This window comes from Hydrogenophaga palleronii (assembly GCF_031457455.1).
GTDB classification, from domain to species: domain Bacteria; phylum Pseudomonadota; class Gammaproteobacteria; order Burkholderiales; family Burkholderiaceae_C; genus Hydrogenophaga; species Hydrogenophaga palleronii_A.
Window position 1 is genome coordinate 365,493 of the sequence record NZ_JAVDWU010000004.1, and the last position, 19,423, is coordinate 384,915.

Genomic DNA, 19,423 nt, shown 5'->3' on the forward strand with positions numbered 1-19,423 from the left:
AATACGGGCGTGCAGCAAAGGGCGTTCAGCCCTTGCGCGGGCGTTAAATTCGGTCGCGGGTGGTCTGGCGGTGGGTCTGCACGTAGGCCTGGGGCGGCAGCGTGGCAAAGAACGCACGTGCGTCGTCGCAGTCTTGGGCGATGCCCCGAGTGAGGGCGTCCAGACTGTCGTACTTCAACTCATCGTGCAGTTTGTGCAGCAGTTCCACGCGGATGATTTTACCGTAGGCCTCCCCGCCGCTCAGCGCGCCCGCCATGGCCTGCGGCCATTCCAGGCAATGGGTTTCCAGCAGCACGCGCCCGCCATTGACGTCGCTCGGGTCGAGCGACGGTCGCACACCGAGGTTGGCCACGCCCGGCAGAGGCGGTGAATCGGGCTCAGGACCGAGTCCATGCACATGCACGGCGAAAATGCCGCTGGCGGCCGGTTTCCAGTGGGAGAAACGCAGGTTGAGGGTGCGAAAGCCGTCGCCCTTGCCCTCTGCGCTGGCGCCCAGTTCACGGCCCAGCTTGCGTCCGTGGACCACATGCCCGCTGATGCTGTATGGCCGACCGAGCAGGGCGGCCACATCGTCCATGCGACCGGCAGACAGAGCCTCCCGCACCGCCGAGCTCGACACCCGCAGCCCGTGTACCTCGTAGCTCTGCATGCGCGCCACATCAAAACCCAGCCGGCCGCCTGCTGCGTCCAGCATGGCGTAGTCGCCCTTGCGCTGGGCGCCGAAACAGAAGTCGTCGCCCACCAGGATGTAGCGCACCCCCAAAGCCTGAACCAGCGTGTCCTCGATGAAGGATTGTGCTGTTTGTGTGGCCAGGGCAGCGTTGAAAGGCAAGACCACGCATTCATCGACGCCGCAGCGCGCCAGTTCCTGGAGTTTGTCGCGCAGCGTGGCGATGCGGGCCGGGGCCAGCTCGGGTTTGCGATGCAGCGCGGCGAAATAGTCCCTGGGGTGCGGCTCGAACGTCATGACGCAACTCGGCACGTTGCGGTGGCGTGCCTCGCTGTTGAGCAGCGCCAGCATGGCCTGGTGGCCGCGGTGAACCCCATCGAAGTTGCCGATGGTCAGCGCGCGGCCCGCCAGCGTCTGGGCGGGACTGGCGTGCTGCAGGTTCCAGAGACCTCGAATGATTTTCATGGGAGATGTTGCATCCGGCACGGGCTTTGCATGGCGGTCGGTATTTTTGTCACAGAAGCACTGTATATTGACACACGCGGCTCAAGCGGCATCGTGGCGGATGCGTGGTGTGCCGAAGACAGATTGTCCGGTTGTGTTTCAACATGGAGGTGGGTCTTGAAGGTTCTGAAGCTGTCTGCTCAGGGGCTCCCGCAGTCCTGGATCAGCCTGGAAGAAGCGGTGCTGCATTACGCTGCGGATGAAGTGCGCTGGGAAATGGGCGCCGAGATCGCCGTGTTCCACGGCGGTCATAACGCGGTCACCGGGTTGCAGTCGATCATCACCATCAACTCCATCATCGGCACCCAGGGCGTGCCGCGCATCAATCCCTTCGACCTTCGCCCCACGCTGACCAACAGCAAGCTGTTTGCGCGCGACCGCAATGTGTGCGCCTACTGCGGCAACCATTTTCATGAAGAAGACCTGACCCGGGAGCACATTCAACCCCTCGGGCAGAGCGGGCGGGATCTCTGGATGAACGTGGTCACGGCCTGCAAGTCGTGCAACCACCGCAAGGGCAACCGCACGCCCGAGCAAGCCCACATGCCCCTGCTGTATGCCCCCTACGTGCCCAGCCTGTGGGAAGACTTCATTCTGCGCAACCGCCGCATCCTGGCCGACCAGATGGAGTTCCTGATGTCGCATTTGCCCAAGACGTCGCGCTTGCACGCCTGAGACTGCTGCGGCGGCTCGGGACCGCCAAGGGTCGACCTGACCAGGAGCGTCAGTAGGTCAGTTCCAGCACCACCACGCGGTTGTCGGCGGCGGGCCATGTCCGTCCCGTGATCTTCTCTTCGTTGAACACGGCGGTGATCGGGCGCACGCCTTCCTGAGCCAGATTGAGCTTGGCGCTTGAAACGCCCGCGCCAGTGGGCGGTACGCCTGTCAGGGCCTTGCCATCAAAGGACATGGTGTCGCGCGACGCGTCGAAATAGCCTCGCGGGCGCGTCAGGGTGACGGTGGCTTTGGCGTCCTTGTCGGCCTGCGCCGGGCGCTCTGCCCGCAAGTGAATCAGATCGCTGGAACGCGGGAACGGGCTGCGGTAGATGTGGGTGGTGGCGTATCCCAGTGCGCTGACCACGAACTCATAGGGCACGCCAGCCTGTGCCGTGAACGGCCCCCACTGGCCGTCTGCACCCACGGTCTTGTTGTGCACGGCTTCACCCAGTCGCTCGCCGGTACTGGGTTGGGTGGCGTAGACGGCGAGTTGAGCGCCGGCCAATGGCAGGTTGTTGCTGAAGTTGCCGGTGGACGGGTCGGTGGGCACCAGGCCGAGCCCGGTGATCTTGCCGTTCAGCACGATCGGCGTTCTAGGCTGGACGAGGGACGTGGCCGCATCTTTTCCGGTGATGAAACGGTAGGTGGCCTCGAATGCCGCCGGCGAGAACGAGGTTTCCCGGTGGTCGACGCGGGGCAGCACCACGTTGTTTGCACCCTTGAGCGCAGGGCCGTCAGAGCTCACGTTGGTGGGTGTGCCTTTGGCACCAATCCACAGACCGTCCGGCTGGGCGAACTTGTCGTTGTTGTCCGAGCGGATCGTCATCCACATCACAGGCCCGGTCACTTCATCGCCTGCGACATTCTTGGGCGCATTGAGCGCGGTGAGGAAGGGGCCCGTGCCGGAGAATTCATTCGCTTCGCGAAAGCCCTTCACGGCCCACACGCCGTGGTTGGGCGTGCCACCCAGCACGGCGTGGCTCACCGTCTTGTCGCCGCCACCGTTCTGGATGTAATTGCGGATGGCGTAACCGCCACGCGAATTGCCGACCAGCACCACCTGTTTCGCGCCGGTGGTTTTCAGCACCTTTTCCACCTCGCTTTTCAGGTAGGCCATGTGTTCGGCGGTGGAGGTGCGCCCGGGCTGGGGTTTGCCGTCTTCATCACGCGCGAGCGGGTAGGGCAGGTCGATCGCATGCAGCCGTTCGCTCGGCCAGCCGTTGGACTCGAAGCGCCAGACCATGGTCTGCCAGATCGAAGCCGAGTCGCCGTTGCCGTGCACGAAGATGATGGGCGGTGGCGCCATGCCTCGCGGGGAAGTGGCACAGGCGGCGAGCAACAGGCTGCTGGCAGCAACGGTCAGCAGCGTACGGCGTGTGGACATGGGCATGATCCTGGGTTGAGCATTCGGCATGCTGAAACGAAACGGCCCGCGAGGGGCGGGCCGTGGTGCTGGGCATCAGGCGAAAACGCCCGCGGTGTCCTGCATGCGGTTGGACACTTCGCCCAGGTGGTGCAAGGTGTCGCCGTAGGTCATTTCGAGCTGGGTGAGCTTCTTGAAGTAGTGGCTGACGATGTATTCGTCGGTCACACCAATGCCGCCGTGCAACTGCACCGCCTGCTGGCCGACGAAGCGCATGGACTGGCCCAACTGCACTTTCGCTCTGGCCATGGCCGCGCGGCGCTCAGGGGCGGGCGCGTTGAGTTTGAGGCTGGCGTAGTAGCTCATGGAGCGTGCCAGTTCCAGCTGCATCTTCATGTCGGCCACGCGGTGGCGCAGGGCCTGGAAGCTGGCAATGGCCACGCCGAACTGTTTGCGCGTGTTCATGTATTCGACGGTGATGGAAACCGTCTTGTCCATCACACCCACCGCTTCGGCGCAAGCGGCGGCGATACCGATGTCCACGCCATGCTCCAGCGCGGTCAGACCATCGGTGGTGATCAGTTGGGCCGGTGTGTCCTTGAGCGTCAATTCACCCGCCCGGCTGCCGTCCTGTGTCAGGTGGCCGCTCGAGCCCACGCCTGTTGCGGTCCGTTCCACCAGGAACAGCGCCAGTTTGCCCGCGGCCATGGCAGGCACCACAAAGGCGTCGGCCTGGTCGGCGGCAGGCACGAGGTTCTTGGTGCCTGAAAGGGCCCAGCCACTGCCCGCCTGGGTGGCGGTGGTGGCGCACACATCAAGCTTGTAGCGGGCCTTGCGCTCCTGATGCGCCAGCACCACCAGTGCTTCGCCGGAGGCCATGCGCGGCAGCCAGGCTGCCTTGAGTTCCGCCGGCGCGTAGCCACCGAGCAAGCCTGTGGTGATGAGCGTCTGGGCCAGCGGTTCGAGCACGATGCCCCGACCCAGCGCTTCCATGACCACCATGCCTTCCACAGGCCCCATGCCGAGGCCACCGTCTTCTTCGCTGACATAGAGGCCGGCCAGGCCCAGATCGGCCAGCTCGCCATAGGCGGCGCGGTCAAAGCCGCCCGCGGCGACGATGGCGCGGCGGCGCTCGAAGTCGTAACCCTTTTCCACCCATTTCTGAACGGCATCGCGCAACGCGCCTTGATCTTCACTGAAATCGAAGTCCATTTGTATCTCCTGAGTTCCGAACGCCAGCCGGGATTTATCCGAGCACCGTCTGAGCGACGATGTTGCGCTGCACTTCGTTGCTGCCACCGTAGATGGTGGTCTTGCGCATGTTGAAGTAGGTGGAGGCGAGTGGCGCGTTGGCCGCTTCGCCGCCCGGGAAGTTGCCTTGCCAGCCGGCCTCCATGGCTTCTTCAATGAAGGGCAGGCTGTACGGGCCGGCGGCCAGCATCATGAGTTCGCTGTAGCGCTGCTGGATTTCGCTGCCCTTGATCTTCAGCAGGCCGGCGATATCCAGCGAGTTCTTGCCCGACTTTTCGGCCGACAGCACACGCAGCACCAGCATCTCCAGCGCCACCACGTCCACCTCGAGCAAGGCGATCTGGTCGCGGAAGCGAACGTCGTCCCACACGCCTTCGGTCCTGGCAATGCGCTTGAGCCGCTCCAGCTCGCGTTTGGCCCGGTTCACGTCGGCAATGTTGGTGCGCTCGTGGCTGAGCAGGTGCTTGGCGTAGGTCCAGCCCTTGTTCTCTTCGCCAATCAGGTTCTCGGCGGGCACTTCCACGTTGTCGAACCAGACTTCGTTGACCTCGCACTCGCCATCCAGCAGCTTGATGGGGCGCACCGAGACGCCGGGCGACTTCATGTCGATCAGCAGAAAGGAAATGCCGGTCTGTGGTTTGCCTTCGGTGCTGGTGCGCACCAGGCAGAAGATCCATTCGCCGTACTGACCCAGCGTGGTCCAGGTTTTCTGGCCGTTGACGATGTATTTGTCGCCCTGGCGCTCGGCGCGGCATTTCACCGAAGCGAGGTCGGAACCCGAACCGGGTTCGCTGTAACCCTGGCTCCACCAGACCTCACCGCTGGCGATGCCGGGCAGGAAGCGCTCCTGTTGTTCCTTGTTGCCAAAGGCCATGATGACGGGCGCCACCATGACGGGGCCAAAAGGCACCACGCGCGGCGCACCGGCGAGGGCGCATTCTTCCTCGAACAGGTGCTTCTGCACCGCGTTCCAGCCCGGGCCACCGAATTCCTTGGGCCAGCCCCAACCCAGCCAGCCCTTCTTGCCCAGAATCTTCGCCCAACCCTGCAAGTCGTCGCGCGTCAGGCGCAGCGCGTTGTGGACCTTGTGGGCGGTCTCGGCAGGCAGGTTGGCCTTGACCCAGCCGCGGATCTCTTCGCGAAACGCCTGTTCTTCCGGCGTGAATGCCAAATCCATGGGATGTCTCCTGGTGGCCGCCACGTGCTTGTGACGACATATTGAACAACACCCTGCAGTTTGGCACGACCGTTCGTTTTATTCCTGTCCGGGCTGTGACAAGCCCAGCTGTTCGTGCAGGTTCTTCATCTGATCTTGCAGTGTCGCCACCGTGTCTTCCAGCTGTGCCAGCCTTCTCGTGAGCGCGATCACGTCGTCCTCCGTGGCCGATGCCCCCGAGCCTGCGGATGGGCCCGGCGTGAGCAGTGCGGCGTCCACCGGACCACAGAGCAGATGGGCCCATCGCTGTTCCCGGGCACCCGGGGCTCTGGGCAGTTTCACGACCAGTGGGCCACCTTTCTCGTCACTGCGGTCCTGCATTTCTTCAAGGAACCCGTCCACCGACGCAATGTCCAGAAACTTGTACCACCGCTCGGTGTTCAGACGCAGCTCACCCGCAGTCTGTGGTCCGCGCAACATCAGCATGCCCAGCAGCACGGCAGACTGCTCGGGCACCGCAACGGCGCGCATGAAGTTGTGCTCAAAGCGGGTGACGCGACTGCCGCTGCTCTCCAGCACCAGGTGAATGGCGCGCAGTCCATCCAGGGCTTCCAGCACGTGCGCTTCGGCCAGTTGCATCACCGGGTCCCGGCTGGACTTCTGGTTGCAGCCCGTGACCAAGGTGTTGAGTGTCAGCGGGTAGCTGTCGGGTACCGTGCGCGCTTTCTCCATCAGCGTGCCCAAGGTCCGCGCTTCCGCGGCAGACAGGGGCCGCTGTCGAAAGTCGTGTCCCCTGGGGCGAGAGGTTGCATTGAGGGTGTTGGGGTCTGAGGTCATTACACTTCCCGGCCATGTCTGGCGTGAATAAAAACATCGTGATTCTGATCTCTGGCGGCGGCTCCAACATGGCAGCCATCGTCCAGGCTTCCCGTGCGCGGCAATGGCCGGCGCGTTTTGGCGCCAAGGTGGCGGCGGTGTTCAGCAACAAGGCCACCGCCCAGGGTCTGGTCTGGGCCGCCGGCGAAGGCATTCCAACGGGGGTCGTCGATCATCGCCAGTTTGCGCAGCGCGAGGCGTTTGACGCTGCCCTGATGGCACAGATCGACGTGCACAGCCCGGCACTGGTGGTGCTTGCGGGCTTCATGCGTATTCTGACGCCCGGGTTCGTTCAGCACTATCAAAACCGGCTGATCAACATCCACCCCAGCTTGCTGCCGGCCTTCACGGGGTTGAACACCCACCAGCGCGCCATCGACATGGGTTGTCGTTTTGCCGGTGCCACCGTGCACCGCGTGACCAGCGAACTCGATCATGGCGCGATCCTCGATCAGGCCGTGGTGCCCGTGCTGCCGGGTGACACGGCAGAGGCGCTGGCCGGGCGGGTGCTGACGCAGGAACACATCATCTACCCGCGAGCGGTGGAGCGGCTGCTGGCCGCAATGCCCTGAGCGGTGGTTCAACGCTCGCTGAGCGCCAGTTTGCCAGCCATGGCGGCAAATGCCGCTGAAAAGCTCCGACGCAAGTTGTTTTGTATCGTTGGTGAGGTCATGACCCGTTGGCGAAAAGCATGCGCCAGCACGCCGTACAAGGCGAAGATCATCAGCGTCATGCCCATGAACACCAGGCTCAGCAAGGCAAAACTCAGCATCGGCGCTGGGTCTGAAGGCGCGATGAACTGGGGCAGGAACGCCATGAAAAACAAGGTGAGCTTGGGGTTGAGGAGATTCAGCAGCACGGCCTTGCCCACCAGTGTCAGTGGCTTCAGTGCCTGCACCGCAGCGCTGGCCGCGAAGGCCGCGCGGTCGCGCCAGGTTGCCACCGCCAGATACAGCAGATAGGCCACGCCAGCCAACTTCAGCAACTGGAACGCCATCGCACCTGCATGCATCACGGCGGCCAATCCCAGTGCGGTGGCGGCCATGTGGGGAACAATGCCCAGCGTGCAACCGAGTGCGGCATAAAAGCTCGCCAGTCTGCCTTGGCAAAGGCCGGTGGACACAGTGAACAGCACGCCTGCGCCGGGGGTGATGACGACCACGGCCGAAGTGAGCAGAAATTCAAAACCGATCATGAGAGGCTCCAGAGCAAAAACGGACACGGCACACCGGGCGGTGAATGTGCCTATCCTCGTTCCCCTGACCTCGCGCGTCTTGAACGTTATTGCGGCGGTACGCCGCAGTGGCGCTTCCACTGCCCCGGTGTAAAGCCGAAGCACCGCACGAAGTGGCGGTTCAGGTGGCTCTGGTCGGCAAAGCCGCAGGCGAACGCGGCCTCGCTCAAGGGCGCCCCGCCTGAGATCAGTCGATGCGCCTTGCGCAGCCGGTGTTGCTGGAGCCAGGCAAAGGGTGGCAACCCGTAGGCCATTGAAAACTGCCGAACCAGCTGAAACCGGGACAACCCGTTCTGAATGGCGAGCTCAGCCAGGCTGGGCGGGTTCTGCATCTGATCGAGCAGGCACTCTCGCACCCGATCCAGTGGTCTTCGTCCCGCAGTTGCCATCGGTCGATTGCCATAGGCCTGCACCAACTCGCCGCAGACTTGAGCCAGCGACTCTTCCCAGAGCGGCTGCAAACTCTGGTCTGAATTGTCCGATGGCGCACCCCAGCGGAGCAGCAAACGTCTGATGGATCGGTACAACAGGGGGTCGTGCAGCACCGGCCGGGTGAGTTCCTGGCCAGATTGCCCCACCAGTGAGGCCATGGCCGACGGCTCAATGTGCACCATTCGCCAACGGCGCGGCACTTGACCCAGCGGTGTTCCGTCGTGCACTTCGCCAGGGTTGGAGGTGACGACCTGGCCCGCCAGCGCCTCCACCAGACCGCGCCCGCTTGCCGAGCGATGTCCTCCTTCTTCCATCACCCCAAATCCGAAGCTCTCGTGCCAATGGCGGCCGAAGGTTCGGGTGCTGTACAGGTCGACCCCGTAGACCCCCTCCATGGGCGAACGCAGCAGATGGACCTGATGGACGGCGGGCGTCACATCGACTTGTGAAACACCAGCCCTGCATGCTCCCGCATGGCGTGGAACTTGATCTTGGGCCAATTCGCCTCCACCGCGCGCAGCGTGGCGGCATGGTCGACCAACAGGGTCGGGGCGTCCACCGCGTCCAGCGCCACGCGGTGGCTGTTGGCATCGATGAATTTCTTGAGTTCGATTTCGCCACCGTCTTCCGGCGCGCAGGTCACCCAGCGGGCCACCTGGTAAGGGCTGCCCATGATGCGGGCCTTCACGCCGTATTCATGCTCCAACCGGTGTGCCACCACCTCAAACTGCAGTTGCCCCACCGCGCCCAGTAGCAGCACCGAGCCCGCGACCGGGCGGAACACCTGGATCGCGCCTTCCTCACCGAGCTGTGTCAGGCCGGCGCGCAACTGCTTGGTGCGCAGCGGGTCGGCCACCTCGACGCTGCGGATGATCTCCGGGGCGAAAAAGGGCAGGCCGGTGAACTGCAGGTTCTCGCCTTCGGTCAGCGTGTCGCCGAGCTGCAGCACGCCGTGATTGGGAATGCCGATGATGTCGCCGGCAAAGGCCTCGTCCAGCAGCTCGCGCCGTTGTGACAGAAAGCTCACCACGGTGTTGGGTCGCAGATCCTTGCCGCTGCGCACCACCTTGAGCTTCATGCCGCGCTCAAAATGACCACTGGCCAGCCGCACGAAGGCGATGCGGTCGCGGTGCGCCGGGTCCATGTTGGCCTGGATCTTGAACACCACACCAGTAAATTTGGGTTCCTCCGGCCTGACCACGCGCTGCAGGGCAGGCCGCTCGCCGGGCGGTGGCGCCAGATCCACCAGCGCATCCAGCACTTCGCGCACGCCGAAGTTGTTCACTGCCGAGCCGAACAACATGGGGGTCTGCTTTCCGGCCAGAAATTCGGCTTCGTCGAACGCAGGGGACGCTCCCGCCACCAGCTCCAGTTCTTCGCGAGCCTGTTCAAACTCGGCGCCGAACCGTTTTCGGCTATCGGGGTTGTCCAGGCCCGGCATGACCTCCTCGTCGCCACCCCGGCGGTCCTCGCCGGCGGCGAACACGCGCATCTGATCGGCCCGGCGGTCGTACACACCGCGAAAGGTCTTGCCCATGCCCACCGGCCAGGTGAAGGGCACCACCGTCATGCCGAGTTCGCGCTCGATCTCATCCATCAAGTCCAGCGGTGCCTGGACCTCGCGGTCCATCTTGTTCACGAAGGTCAGGATGGGGGTGTTGCGCGCACGGCAGACCTGCAGCAGGCGCCGCGTCTGCGGCTCCACGCCATTGCCGGCATCGATCACCATCAGCGCGGCGTCCACGGCCGTGAGCACGCGGTAGGTGTCTTCAGAGAAGTCCTGGTGGCCGGGCGTGTCGAGCAGGTTGATCACGCAGTCGCGGTACTCCATCTGCATCACGGACGAAGCCACCGAGATGCCACGCTGCTTTTCAATCTCCATCCAATCGGACGTGGCGTGACGGGCGGCCTTGCGCGCCTTGACCGAGCCGGCGATGTTGATGGCGCCCGAGAACAGCAGCAGTTTCTCGGTGAGCGTGGTTTTGCCCGCGTCGGGGTGGGAAATGATGGCGAAGGTGCGGCGACGCTTCACCTGGGTGGAAATATCGGACATAGCCCTCCATTATCCCGCGCCGTCCAAATCCCAAATCCCAAATCCCAAATGCCAAGCCAGCCACCGGAGCGCGTATCTGGTCCAGCACACGCCGAAGCACGGCTTTGCCGGGCCAAGGGCGTGGTCCCCTGGGGGGAAGACGCGAAGCGTCGGAGGGGGGCGGGTGACCACGGCGCAGGGGGGGGCCCCTTCCCTGACAATACCTCATGCACCCCAAAGCCCTGATAGACGAGTCCGCGAACCTGATTGAGCAGGTTTTCAAGTTCGAACACCCCGCCGATGCGGTGGTTTCCCGGTATTTCCGCGAGCACCGTTCGCTCGGACCCCGCGAGCGCGCCACGCTTTCGGACACCGTGTTCACGATCTTGCGAGAGCGCCTGAAGCTTGAATGGCTGGCGCGCTCGGGCAGTGGATCCAAGTGGCGCAGACTGGCCATACTGGCGTTCCCCGGCGACCGGGACTTCCTCAAGAGCGCGCTCACGGACGCAGAAAAGGCTTGGCTGGACACCTCTCTCGCCGTGACCGATGCCGACCTGCTAGTGCCCCACCGCCACAACCTGCCCGAATGGCTGGCGGTGGCCTTGCGTGCCCAGGTGGGCGCCGAGTTCGACGAACTGGCCCAGAGTCTGAACCGGCCAGCGCCCTTGGACTTGCGGGTCAACGTATTGAAAAAGAAGCGCGAGGCTGTGCTCGCTGAACTCAAGCAGGCCGGTCTGGTGTGTGTGCCCACGCCTTATTCGCCGTTGGGCATTCGCCTTCAGGGGAAGCCTTCCCTCAGCAAGGTACCGGCTTTTGTACAAGGTGAGGTGGAGGTTCAGGACGAAGGCTCACAGTTGCTGGCCCTGCTGCTGGACGCCAAGCGCGGCGAAATGGTGGTCGATTTCTGTGCAGGTGCTGGCGGCAAGACCCTGGCCATCGGTGCCGCCATGCGCAACAGCGGCCGCCTGTACGCCATGGACACCTCGGGCCACCGACTCGATGCCCTCAAACCCCGCCTGGCGCGCAGCGGCCTCTCGAACGTGCACCCGCTTGCCATTGCGCACGAGCGCGACGACCGCATCAAACGCCTGGCGGGCAAGATCGACCGGGTGCTGGTGGACGCGCCGTGTTCGGGTTTGGGCACCCTTCGCCGCAACCCTGACCTGAAATGGCGGCAGACTCCGGAAACCGTGGCCGCGCAAGCCCGGTTGCAAACGGCCATCCTGAACAGCGCTGCCCGCCTGTTGAAGCCGGGCGGACGATTGGTCTACGCCACCTGCAGCCTCCTTCAGGAAGAGAATGAAGTCGTGTGTGAGGCGTTTGGTCGATCCCACACCGACTTTGACCCCATGCCCGTGCTTGGTTTGCTGCAGGCCTTGAAGGTGGCTGACCCCGACACACTCTGTTCGGGCGAGCATCGCCAATGGCTGCGTTTGTGGCCCCATCGCCATGGCATGGACGGCTTCTTTGCTGCCGTCTGGCAGAAAAAAGCTTGAAAACCGGTCAAAACCCCTGATCTGAGTCAGTGGTTTCCACATCAGGCCCTGTTTTCGGCCCTATCTGTTGTTGGTGATTTGGTGCATGCCTCGTAAAATCAGAGGCTAGCAAGCCCATTCAGTCGGGCGGGTGAACTGATGCCTCTCGCCATCGTTGGGCGATTCTCAAGGATTTCAATGAATGCATTCGATACCGCGATCCCTGCACTGTGGACCGGTTTGATCCAGCTTCTGGACCAGGGCCTGACCGGCGCGAGTTGGTGGCAGGCCATTCTCGTGGCGCTGCTTCTGGCGCACGTGACCATTGCCAGCGTCACCATTTACCTGCACCGTCACTCGGCCCATCGCTCGCTGGATCTGCATCCCATTGCCTCGCACTTCTTCCGGTTCTGGCTTTGGCTGACCACCGGCATGGTCACCAAGGAATGGACAGCCATCCACCGCAAGCACCACGCCAAGTGCGAACACGAAGGCGATCCGCACAGCCCGGTCGTGTTCGGCATCAAGAAGGTGTTCTTCGAAGGCAGCGAGCTGTACCGCAGTGAGGCCAAGAATCAGGAAACCCTGGAGCGCTACGGCCACAACACGCCAGACGACTGGATCGAGCGCAATCTGTACACCGGTCGCTCCAAGTTGGGCGTCAGCCTGATGCTCATCATCAACGTCATGCTGTTTGGCGCACTGGGCCTGACGGTCTGGGCCATTCAGATGATCTGGATTCCCTTGACCGCCGCCGGCATCATCAATGGCATTGGCCACTGGTGGGGCTACCGCAACTTCGAGGCTGCGGATGCCAGCACCAATGTGTCGCCCTGGGGCATCCTCATTGGCGGTGAAGAGTTGCACAACAACCACCACACCTATCCCACCTCTGCCAAGCTGTCGGTCAAGCCTTACGAGTTCGACATCGGCTGGATGTACATCACCATTCTGAAGTCGGTGGGGCTGGCCACCGTCAAAAAGCTGCCGCCCAAGATGGCGTTCGGCGACGTGAAGCCAGTGGCAGACGAAAAGACACTCGAAGCCATCATTGCCAACCGCTACGAAGTGATGGCAGGCTATGCGCGTGAAATGCGTGCCGCTTGCCGGCGTGAAATGGCTGCGCTGCAATCCCGCAGTGGTGATGCTTCGGCACTTCAAGTGGCTCGTCGGTGGTTGCACCGGGACGAAGACAAGGTGCCTGCAGCTGTAAAGCCACAACTGGCCCAGGCCCGTGCAGAACATCCGGTCCTCGACAAAATGATCACCATGCGCGAAGAACTTCGCGCCCTGTGGTCCAGCACAAACGCAACGCGTGAGCAACTCGCAGCGGATCTGCAGGCCTGGTGCCGCAGGGCAGAAGAGAGTGGCATCGTCGCCTTGCGCGATTTCTCCATCCAGCTTCGCTCCGCGCGGGTCTGAGCCTGGCAGGCCAGCGTGACTTGCCCATCAAAAAAACCACCTTGTGAGGTGGTTTTTTTGCGTCCGTTGTTGTCCATCCAGGGTGTCCAGCGAAGGCGCATGCGACAGGAGCCCGTGGCCGGATGTGCGATATTGCATCACTGTTAACGTGTGGACTCTGTACGGGCTCCCCGAGGTGAAGACCCCTTATTCTGAAAGAGCGAACCGATGTCAGCTGGAGACTGGAAGGATCTGTACAGTGCCTCCCTGGAGGGGGATCTGGCCCGCGTGCGCTACCACCTGGATGCGTGAGTGAACCCCAACTATCAGCATCCAGAAGTGATGTGCACGCCCCTCGTGGCGAGCCTGATCCACGGTCATGATGAGGTGGCACAGTGCCTGCTGGATCATGGGGCGAATCCTCAGTTGCGGTCGGATTTTGATGGATTGACGCCATTGCAGGCTGCACGTCGGTACGGCCGCACGGCGCTGGTGGAGGTGTTGCTCGATCGCGGCGCTACAGAAGAGCCCCGGCCGCCGTTCTGGCAGCGTTGGCTGTCGGTCGCCAATCTGGCCTGAAAGAGCTGGCCGCAGGGCTTGGGCGATTGACGAAAAAAAGCCGCTGCGAAGACAGCGGCTTTTTTGTCAGGACAACCTGAGCTGAATCACTTCAGCTTGATTTCCTTGTAGTCCACGTGCTTGCGTGCCTTGGGATCAAATTTTTTGATCAGCATCTTTTCAGGCGTGGTCTTCTTGTTTTTGGTGGTGGTGTAGAAGTGGCCGGTACCCGCAGTGGATTCCAGCTTGATCTTTTCGCGTCCGCCTTTGGTTGCCATGGTGTGTGCTCCTTAAGCTTGGCCGCGTGCACGCAGGTCTGCGAGCACGGCATCAATGCCGTTTTTGTCGATCAGTCGCAGGGCGGCACCGGAGACGCGCAGACGCACCCAGCGGTTTTCGCTCTCAACCCAGAAACGACGGTATTGCAGGTTCGGCAGGAACCGGCGCTTGGTTTTGTTGTTGGCGTGGGAAACGTTGTTTCCGACCATGGGCTTCTTGCCCGTTACGTCGCAGACGCGTGCCATGAGGACACTCCGATATTGTCAAACGGCCGCCACCCGAGCGATGGGGGCCTCACCTCGCCAGAAAATGGGTGGCGGTAACCCGAACTTGCAACGCATGACCGAACGGGCCAAATGCAGCAAAGCCGCACATTATAGCCCGACGCGACAGATGTGACTACCGCCAGTCGGCCCGCAGCAGCTAGACCATCGAAGCAGGTGCCCCATTTCAAGGGGCACCGCGGAACGGGCTTCGCCCGGCCGCAGGTGCCGCCCCCCTCCCAAGCCGAAGGCGCCAGAGGAGGGGGGACGCGCGCAGCGCGGCGGGGGGAGGTTAAGAATTCTCCAGAAAACGCTGGGCGTCAAGCGCGGCCATGCACCCGGTGCCTGCGCTGGTGATGGCCTGGCGGTACACGTGGTCCTGAACGTCACCAGCCGCAAAGATGCCGGGCACGCTGGTCATGGTGGCCATGCCTTGCAAGCCGGAGCGGGTCACGATGTAGCCGTCTTTCATTTCCAACTGGCCTTTGAACAAGTCGGTGTTCGGGCTGTGGCCAATGGCGATGAAGCAGCCTTTGACCGCGACATCTTCGATTTCGCCCGAGTTCACGTTCTTCAGGCGCACCCCGGTCACACCCGTGTTGTCACCCAGCACCTCTTCCAGTGTGCTGTGCACTTTGAGCTCGATCTTGCCGGTGGCCACCTTTTCCATCAACTTGTCGACCAGGATGGGCTCGGCTCTGAAGGTGTCGCGGCGATGCACGAGGTACACCTTGCTGGCGATGTTGGACAGGTACAGGGCTTCTTCGACAGCAGTGTTACCGCCCCCGACCACACTGCAGATTTCGTTGCGGTAGAAAAAACCGTCGCAAGTGGCGCAGCCTGACACGCCTTTGCCCATGAACGCCTCTTCAGAGGGAAGGCCCAGGTACTTGGCCGACGCGCCGGTGGCGATGACCAGGGCGTCGCAACTGTACTCACCGCTGTCGCCCTTGAGCACGAACGGCCGCTTGGAAAAGTCGACCGCGTTGATATGGTCGAACACGATTTCGGTATTGAATCGCTCGGCGTGGGCCAGGAAGCGCTGCATCAGATCGGGGCCCTGTACGCCGTCGACGTCGGCGGGCCAGTTGTCCACGTCGGTGGTGGTCATGAGCTGACCGCCTTGTGCAATGCCCGTGATGAGCACGGGATTGAGGTTGGCCCGTGCGGCGTAAACGGCGGCAGTGTAGCCGGCAGGTCCGGAACCGAGGATTAGTACTTTGGAGTGCTTCATGGGTGCGGACCCCGTGTTTGGTTCGGGGCCAGTGGTTTAGAGTATGGGGGGATTGCTGTCGATAGAGCGCCGTCGCCTGGTGGCGATGGCAGTGACTGGATTGTATGAAAGAGCGCACTCCGCGCCATTCGCCACAAGGAATACACGCATGTCCATCCTGTCCAATCTGGATCTGATTCGCAGGGTTCCCCTGTTTTCGACTTTGACCCAGGCCCAGGCCGAGGCGGTGGCCGATTCGGTGGTCAAGCGCCGCTACAGGCGCGGCGAGTGCATTGTCGAGCAAGGCAAAAAGTCCAACTGTCTGGCCATCGTGCTCACGGGTCGTGCCCGCGTGGTCACCACAGACACCCGTGGACGGGAGGTGATTCTGGCCACCATGAACCCGGGCGATTACATCGGCGAAATGAGTTTGATCGACAACCAGCCCCATTCGGCCACGGTGCGCGCTGAAGTGCAGACCGACGTGCTGATTCTGGGTCGGGTGGAGTTCGCCCGCTGCTTGCCGGAGAACACGTCCATGGCCTATGCCGTGATGAAGGGGCTCGTGCAGCGCTTGCGCCATGCCGATCGCAAGATCGAGTCGCTGGCCTTGATGGACGTGTACGGGCGCGTGGCGCGTGCCTTGCTGGAATTTGCGCAGCCCGGCAGCGACGGCGTGCTGACCATTCGCGACCGTGTCTCCCGCCAGGATGTGGCCAAGATGATTGGCGCTTCCCGCGAAATGGTCAGCCGAGTGATGAAGGATCTGGAGGAGCGTGGCTTCATAGAAGTGCGCGACGACGGCAGCACCGTGATCAAAGAGCGCCTGAACTCGCTGGGTTAAAACGAGGGCTCCCGCCAAGGGGCCAGGTGACCCGGCCTGGCGCCACGTTTTGGAGACCGGAAGCCACTCTGCCTTGGGGTAAGCTTGCCTCTGGAATTTGACGAGGCTTATGACTTATTCACTCAACACCCTCAACGCCGATCGCACGAGCGCGTCTGCCCCCGGGGTGTCCCGTTTTACACAGGAAATTGGTCTGGTTCTGGGCGCTGCGGCGCTGGCGTTCTGGCTGCTTGCCTTGCTGAGCCATTCACTGGCAGATCCTGCCTGGAGCACCACGGGCACGCGAGCCGATGTGGGCAACTGGGGGGGGCGCCTGGGCGCCCTGCTCGCCGACGGCAGCTACTTTCTTCTGGGTTTTTCGGTTTGGTGGTGCTTCTTCATTGGCTTGCGTGCCTGGTTGTCTGGTTTGGCCAGGTGGATTCGCGGTCATCAAGGTCTTGATGCGGGCGTCGCCGAGGAGGTGGCTGCAAACGCCCGGCTTTGGCACCGGCCCTGGGCACGCAAGCTGCTGTTCTGGCTGGGTTTGCTGGCATTGCTGTCGGCCAGCGCGGTGCTGGAGTGGAGTCGGCTCTATCGGATTGAGACCATGCTCCCCGGCCATGCAGGCGGCATGGTGGGGCATGCCCTGGGCCCGGTGGCAATGAAGTGGCTGGGGTTCAACGGGTCGGCCATTGTGATGCTGGCGCTGCTGGTGCTTTGTCTGCCGCGTGTGTTCCGTTTCTCCTGGGGGAATTGGGCAGAAGTGGTGGGGAACACGCTGGACGGCTGGTTTGAGGCGCGTCGTGAGAAGCGCGAGGCAGTGGAAGATCAACGCATCGGAGAGAAGGCCGCGCGCGAGCGCGAAGTGGTGGTGGCTGTTGAGCGGGTGGAGATCGAAGAGCACCACCCCACGCCCATGGTGATTGAGCCCACGCTGGTCGATGTGCCCAAGAGCGAGCGCGTGGCCAAGGAGCGGCAAAAGCCCTTGTTCAGCGAGATGCCCGACAGCAAGCTGCCCCAGGTGGATTTGCTGGACAGCGCCCCGCTGCATCAGGCCGGCGTCGACAGCCAGACGCTGGAGATGACCAGCCGACTGATTGAGAAGAAGCTCAAGGACTTTGGCGTGGAGGTGCGGGTGGTGGCGGCTGCGCCGGGCCCGGTGATCACGCGCTATGAAATCGAGCCTGCCACTGGCGTGAAGGGGTCGCAGATCGTCAACCTCGGGCGGGATCTGGCGCGCTCCCTGTCGCTGGTTTCCATTCGCGTGATCGAGACCATTCCGGGCAAAAACCTCATGGCGCTGGAGCTGCCCAACGCCAAACGCCAGATGATCAAGCTCAGTGAAATCCTGGGTTCGCAGGTCTACAACGACGCCAAGTCCCTGCTGACCATGGGCTTGGGCAAGGACATCGGCGGTCAGCCGATCGTGGCCGACCTGGCCAAGATGCCGCACTGCCTGGTGGCCGGTACCACCGGCTCGGGCAAGTCGGTCGGTATCAATGCCATGATCCTGTCGCTGCTCTACAAGGCCGACGCCAAGGATGTGCGCCTGCTGCTGATCGACCCCAAGATGCTCGAGATGAGTGTCTATGAGGGCATTCCGCACCTGCTGGCGCCCGTGGTCACCGACATGAAACACGCGGCCAATGGCTTGAACTGGTGCGTGGCCGAGATGGAGAAGCGCTACAAACTCATGAGCAAGATGGGCGTGCGCAACCTGGCCGGCTTCAATATGAAGATCGACGAAGCCAACGCGCGCGGCGAGATCATCGGCAACCCGTTCAGCCTGACGCCCGAGCAGCCCGAACCGCTGGAGCGCCTGCCCTACATCGTGGTGGTGATCGACGAACTGGCCGACCTGATGATGGTGGTGGGCAAGAAGATCGAAGAACTGATTGCGCGCCTGGCTCAGAAGGCCCGTGCGGCCGGCATCCACCTGATCCTGGCCACACAGCGCCCCAGCGTGGATGTGATCACCGGCCTGATCAAGGCCAACATTCCCACCCGCTTGTCCTTCCAGGTGAGCAGCAAGATCGACAGCCGCACCATTCTTGATCAGATGGGTGCCGAGAGTTTGCTGGGCATGGGTGACATGCTTTACATGCCGTCAGGTACGGGATTCCCGATCCGGGTGCATGGTGCGTTTGTGAGCGACGACGAAGTGCACCGCGTGGTGGCCTACCTGAAAGAGCAGGGTGGCGAGCCCAACTACGTCGATGGCGTGCTCGAATCCAGCGTTGGCGATGGCGAAGGGGGCGACATGTTCGGCGAAGGTGGTGGCTCCAGCGGCGAAAAGGACGCGCTGTACGACCAGGCGGTGGAGATCGTGCTCAAGGACCGCAAGGCCAGCATTTCGTATGTGCAACGCAAACTCAAGATTGGTTACAACCGCGCCGCGCGTTTGCTGGAAGATATGGAGAACGCCGGGTTGGTCAGCGCGCTGACCTCCAGTGGCCAGCGCGACATCCTGGTGCCGTCCCGGTCGGAGTGACGATCGCAGGAACCCTTGTCGGTGCAAGCCGATCTGAAGCAAATGATCAAATCTTTAATCGCAGGCACTGCCCTCGCTCTGGCCTCATTGGCTGCACATGCTGACGGTCTTCAGGACCTGGAACGCTTTCTCAAGGAAGTGGGCAGCGCCCGATCCGGTTTCACCCAGGTGGTGACGGCACCCAAACGATCGAACGAGTCCGTGGCGCGCAGCAAGACATCCAGCGGCAGCTTCGAATTCTTGCGGCCGAACCGTTTCCGCTTTGAATACACCAAGCCTTTCGAACAAACCATCGTCGCCGACGGCGAAACCTTGTGGCTCTTCGATGTGGATCTCAATCAGGTGACCGCGCGCAAACAGCAGGAGGTGTTAGGCAGCACACCCGCTGCCTTGATCGCTGCGGGCACCGATCTGCGGGCCTTGGGCGAAGTGTTCGAGCTCAAGGCCGCACCGGCACGAGACGGCATGGAGTGGCTTGAAGCGCGCCCTTTGGCCCGCGACGGCCAACTCCAGATGGTCCGAGTGGGATTCAGGCAAGGTCAGTTGGCCGTATTGGACATTGAGGACACACTGGGGCAGCGGTCGGTGCTCACTTTCACCAATTGGGAGGGCAATGCCCGGCTGACGCCAGAGCGGTTTCGTTTCCAGCCACCTCCCGGCGCGGATGTGATCCGCCCCTGACGAT

General features: G+C 62.7%; 19 protein-coding genes. 8 read left to right on the top strand and 11 right to left on the bottom strand.

The window, feature by feature from the left end; translation table 11 throughout:
- Window positions 1-43 precede the first annotated feature (43 nt).
- Entirely contained in the window at window positions 44-1,135 is a 1,092-nt protein-coding gene (locus J2W49_RS11840; protein ID WP_310315900.1) for a bifunctional riboflavin kinase/FAD synthetase, read from the bottom strand.
- A 156-nt stretch (window positions 1,136-1,291) separates the two neighbouring features.
- On the opposite strand from J2W49_RS11840, the gene J2W49_RS11845 reads away from it, so the two are divergent.
- On the top strand, window positions 1,292-1,849 hold the full coding sequence (locus tag J2W49_RS11845) for an HNH endonuclease (protein ID WP_310315902.1): 558 nt from the start codon (window positions 1,292-1,294) through the stop codon (window positions 1,847-1,849).
- Window positions 1,850-1,898: 49 nt separating this feature from the next.
- Here J2W49_RS11845 and J2W49_RS11850 read toward each other — a convergent pair whose 3' ends face one another.
- The 4 genes from J2W49_RS11850 to J2W49_RS11865 all read right to left on the bottom strand — a co-directional run bounded on the left by J2W49_RS11850 (window position 1,899) and on the right by J2W49_RS11865 (window position 6,498).
- A complete protein-coding gene (locus J2W49_RS11850; RefSeq protein WP_310315903.1) occupies window positions 1,899-3,275 on the bottom strand; it encodes an alpha/beta fold hydrolase in 1,377 nt (458 codons plus the stop codon).
- Between the two features lie 75 nt (window positions 3,276-3,350).
- Window positions 3,351-4,466 (bottom strand): acyl-CoA dehydrogenase family protein, encoded by a 1,116-nt coding sequence (locus tag J2W49_RS11855; RefSeq protein ID WP_310315904.1) that lies wholly within the window; start codon window positions 4,464-4,466, stop codon window positions 3,351-3,353.
- Between the two features lie 34 nt (window positions 4,467-4,500).
- A complete protein-coding gene (locus tag J2W49_RS11860; RefSeq protein WP_310315906.1) occupies window positions 4,501-5,682 on the bottom strand; it encodes an acyl-CoA dehydrogenase family protein in 1,182 nt (393 codons plus the stop codon).
- Between the two features lie 78 nt (window positions 5,683-5,760).
- Window positions 5,761-6,498, bottom strand: a complete 738-nt coding sequence (locus tag J2W49_RS11865; RefSeq protein ID WP_310315908.1) for a YceH family protein — start codon at window positions 6,496-6,498, stop codon at window positions 5,761-5,763.
- A 14-nt stretch (window positions 6,499-6,512) separates the two neighbouring features.
- Between J2W49_RS11865 and purN the strand changes: the two genes are divergently transcribed.
- Window positions 6,513-7,109 (top strand): phosphoribosylglycinamide formyltransferase, encoded by a 597-nt coding sequence (gene purN / locus J2W49_RS11870; RefSeq protein WP_310315909.1) that lies wholly within the window; start codon window positions 6,513-6,515, stop codon window positions 7,107-7,109.
- Between the two features lie 8 nt (window positions 7,110-7,117).
- Here purN and J2W49_RS11875 read toward each other — a convergent pair whose 3' ends face one another.
- From J2W49_RS11875 to J2W49_RS11885, 3 genes are all read right to left on the bottom strand, one after another.
- Window positions 7,118-7,732: a LysE family translocator gene (locus tag J2W49_RS11875; protein WP_310315911.1), complete on the bottom strand. Its 615-nt coding sequence runs from the start codon at window positions 7,730-7,732 to the stop codon at window positions 7,118-7,120.
- Between the two features lie 86 nt (window positions 7,733-7,818).
- Window positions 7,819-8,640: a helix-turn-helix domain-containing protein gene (locus J2W49_RS11880; RefSeq protein WP_310315914.1), complete on the bottom strand. Its 822-nt coding sequence runs from the start codon at window positions 8,638-8,640 to the stop codon at window positions 7,819-7,821.
- On the bottom strand, window positions 8,637-10,256 hold the full coding sequence (locus J2W49_RS11885; protein WP_310315916.1) for a peptide chain release factor 3: 1,620 nt from the start codon (window positions 10,254-10,256) through the stop codon (window positions 8,637-8,639). The genes J2W49_RS11880 and J2W49_RS11885 overlap by 4 nt, the downstream gene beginning before the upstream one ends.
- A gap of 206 nt (window positions 10,257-10,462) precedes the next feature.
- On the opposite strand from J2W49_RS11885, the gene J2W49_RS11890 reads away from it, so the two are divergent.
- The 3 genes from J2W49_RS11890 to J2W49_RS11900 all read left to right on the top strand — a co-directional run bounded on the left by J2W49_RS11890 (window position 10,463) and on the right by J2W49_RS11900 (window position 13,690).
- Window positions 10,463-11,731, top strand: a complete 1,269-nt coding sequence (locus J2W49_RS11890; protein WP_310315918.1) for an RsmB/NOP family class I SAM-dependent RNA methyltransferase — start codon at window positions 10,463-10,465, stop codon at window positions 11,729-11,731.
- Window positions 11,732-11,908: 177 nt separating this feature from the next.
- Window positions 11,909-13,132: a DesA family fatty acid desaturase gene (locus J2W49_RS11895; protein ID WP_310315920.1), complete on the top strand. Its 1,224-nt coding sequence runs from the start codon at window positions 11,909-11,911 to the stop codon at window positions 13,130-13,132.
- 291 nt (window positions 13,133-13,423) lie between these two features.
- Window positions 13,424-13,690, top strand: coding sequence for an ankyrin repeat domain-containing protein (locus J2W49_RS11900; protein ID WP_310315922.1), 267 nt, complete (start codon window positions 13,424-13,426; stop codon window positions 13,688-13,690).
- A gap of 86 nt (window positions 13,691-13,776) precedes the next feature.
- Here J2W49_RS11900 and rpmG read toward each other — a convergent pair whose 3' ends face one another.
- The 3 genes from rpmG to trxB all read right to left on the bottom strand — a co-directional run bounded on the left by rpmG (window position 13,777) and on the right by trxB (window position 15,445).
- Entirely contained in the window at window positions 13,777-13,947 is a 171-nt protein-coding gene (gene rpmG / locus J2W49_RS11905) for a 50S ribosomal protein L33 (protein WP_068173845.1), read from the bottom strand.
- A 12-nt stretch (window positions 13,948-13,959) separates the two neighbouring features.
- The gene (gene rpmB, locus J2W49_RS11910) at window positions 13,960-14,193 is read right to left on the bottom strand and encodes a 50S ribosomal protein L28 (protein ID WP_056269541.1); all 234 of its coding nucleotides are present in this window, start codon (window positions 14,191-14,193) and stop codon (window positions 13,960-13,962) included.
- A gap of 310 nt (window positions 14,194-14,503) precedes the next feature.
- Window positions 14,504-15,445: a thioredoxin-disulfide reductase gene (gene trxB / locus J2W49_RS11915; protein ID WP_310315928.1), complete on the bottom strand. Its 942-nt coding sequence runs from the start codon at window positions 15,443-15,445 to the stop codon at window positions 14,504-14,506.
- A 148-nt stretch (window positions 15,446-15,593) separates the two neighbouring features.
- Here trxB and J2W49_RS11920 point away from each other — a divergent pair, with 148 nt between their 5' ends.
- The 3 genes from J2W49_RS11920 (at window position 15,594) to lolA (ending at window position 19,419) form a co-directional block, all read left to right on the top strand.
- Window positions 15,594-16,268 carry a Crp/Fnr family transcriptional regulator gene (locus J2W49_RS11920; protein WP_310315930.1) on the top strand — a complete coding sequence of 225 codons (675 nt, stop codon included), beginning with the start codon at window positions 15,594-15,596 and terminating at the stop codon, window positions 16,266-16,268.
- Between the two features lie 109 nt (window positions 16,269-16,377).
- Window positions 16,378-18,738: a DNA translocase FtsK gene (locus J2W49_RS11925; RefSeq protein ID WP_310315931.1), complete on the top strand. Its 2,361-nt coding sequence runs from the start codon at window positions 16,378-16,380 to the stop codon at window positions 18,736-18,738.
- Window positions 18,739-18,780: 42 nt separating this feature from the next.
- Window positions 18,781-19,419 (top strand): outer membrane lipoprotein periplasmic chaperone LolA, encoded by a 639-nt coding sequence (gene lolA, locus J2W49_RS11930; RefSeq protein WP_310315933.1) that lies wholly within the window; start codon window positions 18,781-18,783, stop codon window positions 19,417-19,419.
- The last annotated feature ends 4 nt before the right edge of the window (window positions 19,420-19,423 follow it).

What these genes read in the sequence shown, in the direction of transcription:
- J2W49_RS11865 (WP_310315908.1), bottom strand. Translation starts at nt 6,498, where the DNA reads ATGACCTCAGACCCCAACACCCTCAATGCAACCTCTCGCCCCAGGGGA.
- purN (WP_310315909.1), top strand. Translation starts at nt 6,513, where the DNA reads ATGTCTGGCGTGAATAAAAACATCGTGATTCTGATCTCTGGCGGCGGC.
- J2W49_RS11840 (WP_310315900.1), bottom strand. Translation starts at nt 1,135, where the DNA reads ATGAAAATCATTCGAGGTCTCTGGAACCTGCAGCACGCCAGTCCCGCC.
- J2W49_RS11875 (WP_310315911.1), bottom strand. Translation starts at nt 7,732, where the DNA reads ATGATCGGTTTTGAATTTCTGCTCACTTCGGCCGTGGTCGTCATCACC.
- J2W49_RS11895 (WP_310315920.1), top strand. Translation starts at nt 11,909, where the DNA reads ATGAATGCATTCGATACCGCGATCCCTGCACTGTGGACCGGTTTGATC.
- J2W49_RS11855 (WP_310315904.1), bottom strand. Translation starts at nt 4,466, where the DNA reads ATGGACTTCGATTTCAGTGAAGATCAAGGCGCGTTGCGCGATGCCGTT.
- J2W49_RS11890 (WP_310315918.1), top strand. Translation starts at nt 10,463, where the DNA reads ATGCACCCCAAAGCCCTGATAGACGAGTCCGCGAACCTGATTGAGCAG.
- J2W49_RS11920 (WP_310315930.1), top strand. Translation starts at nt 15,594, where the DNA reads ATGTCCATCCTGTCCAATCTGGATCTGATTCGCAGGGTTCCCCTGTTT.
- rpmG (WP_068173845.1), bottom strand. Translation starts at nt 13,947, where the DNA reads ATGGCAACCAAAGGCGGACGCGAAAAGATCAAGCTGGAATCCACTGCG.
- trxB (WP_310315928.1), bottom strand. Translation starts at nt 15,445, where the DNA reads ATGAAGCACTCCAAAGTACTAATCCTCGGTTCCGGACCTGCCGGCTAC.
- J2W49_RS11925 (WP_310315931.1), top strand. Translation starts at nt 16,378, where the DNA reads ATGACTTATTCACTCAACACCCTCAACGCCGATCGCACGAGCGCGTCT.
- J2W49_RS11850 (WP_310315903.1), bottom strand. Translation starts at nt 3,275, where the DNA reads ATGTCCACACGCCGTACGCTGCTGACCGTTGCTGCCAGCAGCCTGTTG.
- lolA (WP_310315933.1), top strand. Translation starts at nt 18,781, where the DNA reads ATGATCAAATCTTTAATCGCAGGCACTGCCCTCGCTCTGGCCTCATTG.
- J2W49_RS11860 (WP_310315906.1), bottom strand. Translation starts at nt 5,682, where the DNA reads ATGGATTTGGCATTCACGCCGGAAGAACAGGCGTTTCGCGAAGAGATC.
- rpmB (WP_056269541.1), bottom strand. Translation starts at nt 14,193, where the DNA reads ATGGCACGCGTCTGCGACGTAACGGGCAAGAAGCCCATGGTCGGAAAC.
- J2W49_RS11885 (WP_310315916.1), bottom strand. Translation starts at nt 10,256, where the DNA reads ATGTCCGATATTTCCACCCAGGTGAAGCGTCGCCGCACCTTCGCCATC.